This is a genomic window from Caballeronia sp. (assembly GCF_049581465.1).
Lineage (GTDB): Bacteria > Pseudomonadota > Gammaproteobacteria > Burkholderiales > Burkholderiaceae > Caballeronia.
Genome location: NZ_JBAUSA010000766.1, coordinates 1 through 8,956, shown reverse-complemented (window position 1 = coordinate 8,956; position 8,956 = coordinate 1). Strand labels below are relative to the sequence as shown.

Genomic DNA, 8,956 nt, shown 5'->3' with positions numbered 1-8,956 from the left:
ACTTCATCCAGTGCCGCCGTTACCCGCTCGCGCCGTTGGGCACGCGAGAGCGCCGGTTGCCGCGAGAAGCCAAGGCCAAAGCCCACGTTGCGTTCGACCGATAACCACGGCAGCAGGCAGGGGTCCTGGAAGGCGAGTGCGACATCGGGACGGGGCCCGTCGAGCGGAGCGCCATCGACGAAAACCTGGCCCGAGGTCGGCTTGAGCAGCCCGGCAAGCATGCGCAACAACGTCGATTTGCCGGACCCGCTCGGGCCCAGCACCGACACGAGTTCGCCGGACTGAACGCTGAGGTTCACGCCTTGAAGTACGGTGCGCCCAGGATAGGTCAGGCCAACGCCACGCGCCTCGACAAGCGGCCGATCTGTGAGAGCGTGACTGCTCATGCGGCGAGTGCCTTGCGATGTTGCGCAAGCTGGTTTTTAAGTTGCACAAGGCTCGGCGTAACGATTGGCACGAAGGCGGCTTCGCGCGTGCGTCGCGCCGTGCCGCTTTGTCCGCGCAAATAGCCGCGTCCGCCGACCACCTGAATTTCGAGGCCGACTGCCTTCTCCACGACGTCCGCCAGCGCGATGCGAATCTCAAACAACGCGGCAGGCTCCGAGATAAATGTCCCGTTGCCCACGCCATCCTTCAAGCGACGCGTCAAACCGTCGAGTTCGCGCGCCAGATGCGCCGCTTCGTCCTCCACGGCGGCGCGCGATCCGGCGCCCGCTTCACCGACTGCCGCGAGGCAGCGTCGCGCGAGGCCGATCGACATGCCGCACTGAAGTCCGAGGAAGCTCGGGCGCACGACTGCGAGCCACGCAGGGGCATCGGCGGTGATCAGGTACGTGTCGTCCAGCACGGTGCCCCCCACGTGCAATGCGGCCGTATTGCTCGAACGCAGGGCGATCAGGTCGAGATCGGGGCTGCGCACGACTCCGGCGCCGTCGTGTGGAATAGCGAAGATAGAAGGCGGGACTTGATCATCCTCGGCAGCATGATGATCGAATGCGGCTGCGGCCACGAAGCCTTCAGGGCGCAGGTTCGTGATCCACGGCAAGCCGCCGTCCAGGGTCCATCGTGCGTGAGCGCCGGTGCTATCGAGCGGTCGCGCTTTCATCTGCAACGGTTCAATGGCCGACAAATATTTCATCGCATTCGATAACCCTGTCGCGCCGGCTAGTTCGCCGCTCAACAGGGGAGCGAGCCAGCGCGTGCGCAACGTCTCGTTCGAACTTTGCAGCAGATATTCGATGAAAGTCCGCTGCCCCCAGAATACGAATGCCGCTGCGAGCGAGTGTTCGGCTACCTTCGCCACGGCCTCGATTGCGTCGCCAATCGTGCCATCCGTACCGCCGAGATTCGTTGGCACACCGATACGAAATACGCCTGCGCGGCCGAGCCGGGGCAGGATCTCGGAAGCGAGTTCCTGCTCTGTGTCGATGGCTTCGGCGTGCGTGTCGAGCCACGTCTCAAGTTCGTTCGAGCCGGCCTGCAGAGCAATCGAGGTCATGCTGCGTGCGCCTTCGCTTTGGGTTCCCAACGGTATGCAGCCAGTTCCGGGTTGAGTTCGTTTTGCGCGAGGTTGTTGGCGAAGTTGCACAAGGTGGCAAGACTGACGCCGAGCACGACTTCGAGCGCATTGGCGTCCGTGAAGCCGGCCGCGCGAAACGTGTTCAGCGCATCATCCGATACCGCGCCGCGTGCGGCGATCACCGCGCGCGTGAACACGGCTACGGCGTCCAGACGCGCATCGCTTACCGGCTGTTGCTCACGGATCGCCTCGACCACGGGCGCATCAAGTTGCGCCTTCTTCAACGCAAGTGCCGTATGCCCGGCCACGCAGAAGCCGCAACCGTGAATCGCCGCTGCGGTGATCTGGATGGTCTCACGCTCGGCGAGCGTCAGGCCGCTGCGGGCATTGATCCCGCCAACGGTCAGATAGGTTTCGAGGGCAGTCGGCGCGGTCGCCAGCGATGCGACCAGGTTGGGCAAATAGCCATTGTTCGCCAACGCCTTCTCAAGATAAGGGCGGCTGGCTTCGGGTGCGCTTTCAACGGTTTGCAGGGGCAGGCGGCTCATGATGGTTCCTCTTAGTCGAGCCTGCATTGTCAGGGTGGGTCAGCGATCTGGCAATGCGCGCACGTCTGCCATTCATGCGCGTTTGTCTCGTCGTTGAGCGCAGATCAATGCAGCGCGCCCATATTTGCACCGATGGAAACAGTCGACACCGCCGGCTCTTGCGTGCGGGTTCGCCGATAAGCGCCCGGCTGCTCGCCGGTCACGCGCTTGAAGGCGTGTGAGAACGCCGACTCGGATTGATAGCCGACCTGTTCGGCAGCGTCGGGCGTCGTGGTGCCCGTGCGAAGCATTGCCGCCGCCATTTTCATGCGAACCAGCGTGACGAATTGCGCGGGCGGCTGGCCGCATGCTTCCACGAACTGTTTGCAAAAACGTGCACGCGACATGTGGACGAAACTCGCCATTGCGTCCGTCGTCCAGCGCTCGGCCGGGGTATCGATGATCGCCGTGATCAGCGGCGCGAACTCCGCGCGACGCATCAGCGACCAGAGGCCGGGAGCGATCTCGTCGCTCGCCGCAACCTGACGCAGCGCATAGAAGAAAAGCAGTTCGGTCAGGCGCGCGATCAGCGGGGAGGGCGCATCCGGATGAAGTTGCGCTTCCGCGCGGATCAGGTCGAACACCGCACGGGGGCCGTCAGGTTCGGCGGCATGGCGGGCCACGATGTAATCCGGGATCAGCGCGAGGAGCTGATTGTCAAGGCCGGAGCGAAACTCGAAGAACCCGCAGGCGATGCCAACGCTGGGTTGTTGCGGCGACGCGGCTGTGCGCAGCTTCTGCATCGTGCCCGTCGGCCCGCTTTCATCAACTGGCGGCGCGTCGGCGAACGGCGACACGCAATGCGGCATGTCGTGCAGCAGGAAGACCGCGTCGCCTTGTGCCAGGCGGATGCTTTCCGCAGCGTGGCCCGGGCGCGCAGGGAGGTGCAGCCAGCAATTGCCGTGCAGCACGACGTGGAAGCTGGCTTTCTGATGATTGGCCGTAGACGCGCGCCAGTTCCCGCAATATTGACAGACGTGAAAGAGCGTGCTTTTAAGTTCGAGACCCGCTAGCAGCCAGTCGGCGATCTTTTCTGTGTGGTTTTGCATGGAGTCTGAGGCATAGTCGGCAGTCGAGCCGTATACCTACCCGTGACCGTCCTGCAAAGCAAAGAATCTTTCGTTCGATCCTTATACGCGTTTGCGCTAGATCGACGCATTGTTGAGCGAAACGCTATGACGCATAGGCCTCGGTCCTCGGACCGATCAGCGCGAGAATCTCTGGATCGGTAATGAAGTCGGCCGCCGAGGTCGCCGTGAGGATGACCTCCGGCAACTGCGGACGAGCGATCGCGAACCCCTGCACATAGTCGACACCCATCGTTTGCAGGACGTCGAGGGTGTGCGCGTCCTCGACCCATTCCGCGATGCTCTGCATGCCGAGATTGCGCGCCAGCCCGACAATGGCTTCGACGATTGCCGCATGCGCCGAAAACTCGCGGATACGCCGCACGAAACTGCCGTCGATTTTCAGCGCATCGACGGGCAGTTCAGTCAGATAAGGAAACGATGTGTAGCCCGCGCCGAAGTCATCGAGCGCGACCTTCGCGCCCAGACGCTGCACGCGGTCGATCAGCCTGCGGGTGTTATTCAAGTCGCGCAACGCCACGCCTTCCGTGATTTCGATGCACACGATAGGGACCACATGCTGATATTGCTGCAGCAGTTCGCCGACTTCAGCGACAAAGCGTTCATCGTTTAGCGATGCAGCACTGACGTTGACCGACACAAAACGGGTGCGCGACAGCTGCGCAAGGTTGCGGTCAAGCCAGCGTAGCGTGGTCTCCATGACCCATTTATCGACGACGGAAATGGTGCCGTTGGCCTCCGCTGCAGCGATAACTTTCACGGGTGGAATCACGGTGTTGTCCGGGCCGCGCATGCGCAGCAACACCTCGAAGTCGAGCGTGTCGTACGGTGTTTTCAGCGACATGATCGGCTGCATCTCGAGAAAGAGGCCGCTCAGGGGCAAGTCTCCGCTGAAGCGCTCCATCAGGCTGAGTTCGCGATGCCGTTCGACGAACATCGGCGCATCGCTCTCGTACACCACCACGCGCCCGTTGCCGTTGAGCTTGGCTTCACGGCAGGCGCTGTCGGCGGCCGAGACGGCTTCGTCCGCGCGCAAGTCCGCAGGCGACTCGATCAACCCGACCGATGCGTGCACATGGAACGCCCGTTGGCCGATGTGATAGGGCTCGTGGTCGATTGCTTCGACGATTTGCTGTGACGTGATCGCGGCCATTGCGAGCGGCGTATCGCGGAACAAGATCACGAATTCATCGCCCCCGATCCGGCATACGCGGTCGGCGGGACGCAGCCGTGCCTGAATGCGCGAGCAGACCTGTTTCAACACCTCGTCGCCAATGTGATGGCCGAACAGGTCGTTGATCAGCTTGAAACGGTCGAGGTCGATATAGGCGATGACCAGCGGTGCCGTCTGGCCTCCGGCTGCCGTGGTGATATCTGAAATGCACTTGTCGATGCCGCGCCGGTTCAGCACGCCGGTCAAGGGATCGTGGTCGGCCAGGAAGCTCAGTGTATGAATAGCCTGTTGTCGCTCGGTGACGTCCTGCACGGAGCCTTCCAGTTGCGAGCCGGCTGAAGCCGCCTTGATCAAATAGTGCCTCACGTAAGTACCATCTGAAGGCGGCGCGGCAACGCCGTCCTCATGGTCGCTCAGCTCGCCGCTTTCAGCCGGCTCCGAATCGGGCGTGGGCAGTCTGCCGTCCAGCGTCATTTCGAACTCGACCGCGCCTGCCTGCATCGCCTGCGTATAAATCGGCTGCCAGCTCCCGGCCTCGAAGTAGTCGTCCCAATGCCGGCGTGGGTCGTCGCGCGTCATGCCGAGCATCGATTCAAGCGCCGGATTGACACGCGCAAAGCTGCCGTCGGGCCCAAGCGTGAACAGTCCGACGGGCGTGACTTCGTACGCGCGGCGCACCTCGGCCTGGGCACGCAACCGTTCGGAGCGCTCGGCTCGCATTTGCTCGGCAATCGCTAGCGCGGCCATCAGGCTCGACACGAGAGCCGCGGTCACACTGTTGAACGCAGGGATAAAGAAGCGCGTCTTGAAGGCCGCCGACGCGACCTCCGAAAAGCTTGCGAGCAGGGCGAGGGCCAGCGCGGCGCTGTACCAGAACGCGGTTCTAGATGGCGCGACCGTGAGAAGGCGCCCGAGAATAAATACCACCACGACAATCGAAAAGCTCGCAATGGTCCACATCAACGGCAAGTAGAAGTGGACCGGCAGCACGATCGATGCAACCAGCAGTACTGGCCCCAGCCACTGGATCGCGCGAAGCAGGCGCTTGTACCCGACCCGCGCGAGGTCGTTTTTGAAGAGCGTCTGGAACAGCGTCCAGGTCAGGATGTAATAGACCGGCACCGTAATCTTGCGGATCAGCGAAACCCAGTCGGAGGGGAGGGGTGACCCGAGCCATTGTTCGTCCCAGCCCATCGAGATCGCGCCGAGCCGCAAATTGCCGAACAGCCACGCGGCGAACAGCACGTAGACCCAGTCTCGATTGATGATTGCAGTAATGAGAACGAATGCCGCAAGCGTGACCAGACCGCCTTCAAGCAGCCCGGAATGGCGATGAAACAGGTCATTCGTTTGCTTGAGCTCGCCGGGTGACAGGCGCAAGGCTGTGTGGACCGCTGGGCCGCTGAAGAGCGCCCGGCACACTACACCGTCACGTGGGCTTGACGTCACCGCGATGCCGCTGCCCGAATGGGCGAGGCTGCCTGATGACGAGTGATCTTTCAATACGCTTCCAATAGGCAGGAGCGTGGATGCGTCGTAGCACGTGAGCTGCCGCAAATGCCGGGATGGGAAGAGGATGGCGTCCGGCTGGGATGGCGCGGCGGAATCGGGGGCAGAAGCAGAAGCGCCCGGCCGCGGCATGGCGATCGTGAACCAGGTCGGCGCTTCGCTCAAGTGGGTGTCGTAACGATCCTGCAGGGGCCTGGTATGAAGCGCGGCAACCGCATCGGCCACGCTGAGCTGGCTATTGGGGTCGATGAGCACGCGCATGGAGAGCGGCGTGGCGTTCTCGGTTTCCGCGGGACCGCCCGGATGCAGTAGCACGATCAGCGACAAAATGCCGATGGCGACGGGCACCGCATAGTAGGAAAACAAAAACGAAAATGTGTCGATGGTGAAGCCTTTCTTAGGGGCTCCGGTCCGGTATTTCTTTGGTTCAAGCCAATTCATTCTTTCATGCCCGTCAATGTGCGTGGCGGCGTTGGGTCCCCACCCGCGCGTGCTGTTCGCTTGCGCGACGGGCACTGACTCGCTAAAAACCGCCTCCGCCCGAAGACGGAGGCGGCCCTTGGGACGCCGTTTCTACCGCTGCTTCTAATCCTGTTTCTAATTCTATTTCTACTTCTGTTCTTCAGGCGGCCACGCAGACATCGGTTTCCTCCCGCGGCTGGCTCAGCAGACCGCGTTCGCCCGGTTCGCTTCGCACGTCGCGTGCCGGGTCGGGCCAGTGCAGGGAAGGCGCCGCGCTCAAGTCGATGTCGCGATGATGCGTCGCCACCATGAAATCATAGAGTGGATGACGCGATTCGTGCCAGCGCCGTTCTGCGTTGCCGACCTCGAAGGCCATGATACGGTGCGGGATGTTGGCAGCGTGAGCAAGGGGAATAAACTCCTTTTCACCGTAAACGTCGCGAAAAAGCATCGCGGCGTATTGTCGGTCAAGAGGAGCACGCGCGGCAATGACCATCCAGTCAATCTGCTCTTGCATGCAGTATAAATAGAACGCCTTGAATAGAGCAGTTTTAACCATGCGTCCCGCCTCGCCGGCTTCCACCCCAAGCCGCGTTGCGCCGACTAGTCGGCCTGCGACCCATTCGGGCAGGGCAACCGATGTTTGCAGCGCGAGACTGCGATAGCGGTTGCTCTGGATGCGCATGGTGCCAACGGGGTTGCGGGTGAGCTTCGACTCGGCGAGAAACACCAGGCCGCCGGGCTCGCGGTCGTAGGATTCCGGCTGGTCCATCGTTCGGGCAAATTCCGGCACGTGCCGTTGATACGCTGCCTGACGCATCTTCAGGGCGCGTTCGAGCGCTTCGTCGTCGGCTACGACGCGCACTGTGAACGGCAGGCGCGCTTCGTGCCGAATGAATGACGGCCGCGTGGAGCGGGCCGCGTTGGGCTGAGCCGCTGGCGCTGGCGGTAAATATGACGGGGTGGAGAAACGGGTTGCTTGGACTGTGTGATTTGCTTCGTGCATTTTTTAGCTCCGGGTTGAGCTGCCGTCAGGTGGCGGCAGTAGCGGGAGCTTCGCACGGACGTTCGATTGAGTTTTTGGCGGGTACGGTGAGCGGCTGAGGACCGAATGTGTTAGGGAGGGGTTGATTCGCGATACTTACTATATCGTCTGCGTAGCGGTGTACCTTTTCACGAGGCTCAGCCTGCTGCTTTGTCATGCTGCGATTGGAGCGCAAGCATCACGAGCGCCCACGCTCCTCGTCCGTTACGGGCACGTAGTCTATTTTCTCTTCTTCGTACAAGCGGTAGATGAGTTCCAGCATCTCGCGGAGGTCCTGGGATTCGTCAAGCTTGCGCATGCTCATGATGATCGGCGATACAAGGCTCGGATCGTCTAGTTCCTTGTAGCTCACGTCGTCACGCTTGAGTCCGTGGACGCTGCTCGGAACAATCGAGATCCCCTCTCCCGCGGCGACGAGCCCCAGTGCGATCTGCACCTCCCGTGTTTCATAGATCCGGCGCGGCTTCAGGGCACGGTCGTGGAATGCCGCAAGCACCTGATCGGCATAGCTTGGGCGTGGCGCCTTGGGGAAAATGATCAGCGTCTCGTGAACCAGGTCTTGCAGCGAGAGCACGGGTTTCAACGCGGACAACGGATGACCCTGCGGCAGCGCCACAATCATCTTCTCCTCACGCAGCACGACGCGCCGTATGTTCGCGTCTTCGTGCCGGATGCGGCCGAACCCCACGTCAATGTGCCCGTCCTTGAGCGCCCTGATCTGGTCCATCGTCGACATCTCGTGGAGGCTGAGTTCGACGGTGGTGTGATCGTCGCGAAAGCGCCGAATGATCTTCGGCAGCATTCCATACAAGGTCGAGCCGACGAATCCCACGGAAAGACTTCGCTCGATATTGCCGACGCGCCGCGTCATCGATTCGAGTTCGGCCGTCTGCGCAAGCAACTGAACCGCGTGCGAATAAAAGAACTTGCCCGTATCCGTGAGCTTGAGCGGACGGGCAGTGCGTTCGAACAACTGGACGCCAAGCGTTTCTTCGAGTTGCTGGATTTGCCGGCTCAGGGGCGGCTGGGCAATGTGCAGGCGCTGCGCGGCGCGCGTGAAATTGCGCTCCTCGGCCACGGCGACGAAGTAGCGTAAGTGCCGAAGTTCCATCGCAATACCTTTTGAATATAGTTCGATACTAAATCAGTGTTGGACCGTGCAATCGTGCCTCAATTATTCTCAGTTTACACCTGCTTTTAGCGCCGAATTATACCTATTGAGCATTGCTGTATTCGAGCGCTCAGCCCGGAAAGAAGAGCGCAAGAGAGCAGAAGCGCACGCGCACCGCTGATCCTATTCAAAGGAGACAAACCTTGATTCCAATCTATCCGGACCGCAGTCCGACGCTCAGGCACATTGACGATTATCTGGTAGAGGACCCCGCGCGGGGTGATTATCGTCTGCATCGCAGCGCGTTCACCGATGAAGCGCTCTTCGAACTCGAGATGCAGCACATCTTCGAGGGCAACTGGATCTATCTGGCGCACGAGAGCCAGATTCCCGCGAACAACGACTATTACGCGACGACCATCGGACGGCAGCCGGTGGTGATCGCCCGCAACCGCCAGGGC

General features: G+C 61.5%; 7 protein-coding genes and 1 pseudogene. 1 reads left to right on the top strand and 7 read right to left on the bottom strand.

Translation table 11 applies throughout. From position 1 onward, the window contains the following. The 7 genes from WCA53_RS18935 to WCA53_RS18905 form a co-directional block, all read right to left on the bottom strand. Positions 1 to 386, bottom strand: a 386-nt coding sequence (locus WCA53_RS18935; RefSeq protein ID WP_423914025.1) for an ATP-binding cassette domain-containing protein, incomplete at its 3' end; no start/stop codon positions are given. Further along, positions 383 to 1,498: an acyl-CoA dehydrogenase family protein gene (locus WCA53_RS18930; protein ID WP_423914022.1), complete on the bottom strand. Its 1,116-nt coding sequence runs from the start codon at positions 1,496 to 1,498 to the stop codon at positions 383 to 385. The genes WCA53_RS18935 and WCA53_RS18930, both read right to left, overlap by 4 nt. After that, positions 1,495 to 2,067, bottom strand: a complete 573-nt coding sequence (locus WCA53_RS18925) for a carboxymuconolactone decarboxylase family protein (protein WP_423914019.1) — start codon at positions 2,065 to 2,067, stop codon at positions 1,495 to 1,497. Before WCA53_RS18925 ends, WCA53_RS18930 begins: the two co-directional genes overlap by 4 nt. 104 nt (positions 2,068 to 2,171) lie before the next feature. Further along, entirely contained in the window at positions 2,172 to 3,155 is a 984-nt protein-coding gene (locus tag WCA53_RS18920) for an AraC family transcriptional regulator (RefSeq protein WP_423914014.1), read from the bottom strand. Positions 3,156 to 3,279: 124 nt separating this feature from the next. After that, a complete protein-coding gene (locus tag WCA53_RS18915; RefSeq protein WP_423914010.1) occupies positions 3,280 to 6,318 on the bottom strand; it encodes an EAL domain-containing protein in 3,039 nt (1,012 codons plus the stop codon). A 181-nt stretch (positions 6,319 to 6,499) separates the two neighbouring features. Beyond that, the gene (locus tag WCA53_RS18910) at positions 6,500 to 7,345 is read right to left on the bottom strand and encodes an N-acyl amino acid synthase FeeM domain-containing protein (protein WP_423914007.1); all 846 of its coding nucleotides are present in this window, start codon (positions 7,343 to 7,345) and stop codon (positions 6,500 to 6,502) included. Positions 7,346 to 7,562: 217 nt separating this feature from the next. Further along, complete coding sequence (locus WCA53_RS18905; RefSeq protein ID WP_423914005.1) at positions 7,563 to 8,495, bottom strand: LysR family transcriptional regulator; 933 nt, start codon at positions 8,493 to 8,495, stop codon at positions 7,563 to 7,565. Positions 8,496 to 8,698: 203 nt separating this feature from the next. On the opposite strand from WCA53_RS18905, the pseudogene WCA53_RS18900 reads away from it, so the two are divergent. After that, positions 8,699 to 8,956 (top strand): annotated as a pseudogene (locus WCA53_RS18900) (benzoate 1,2-dioxygenase large subunit); the annotation flags it as partial.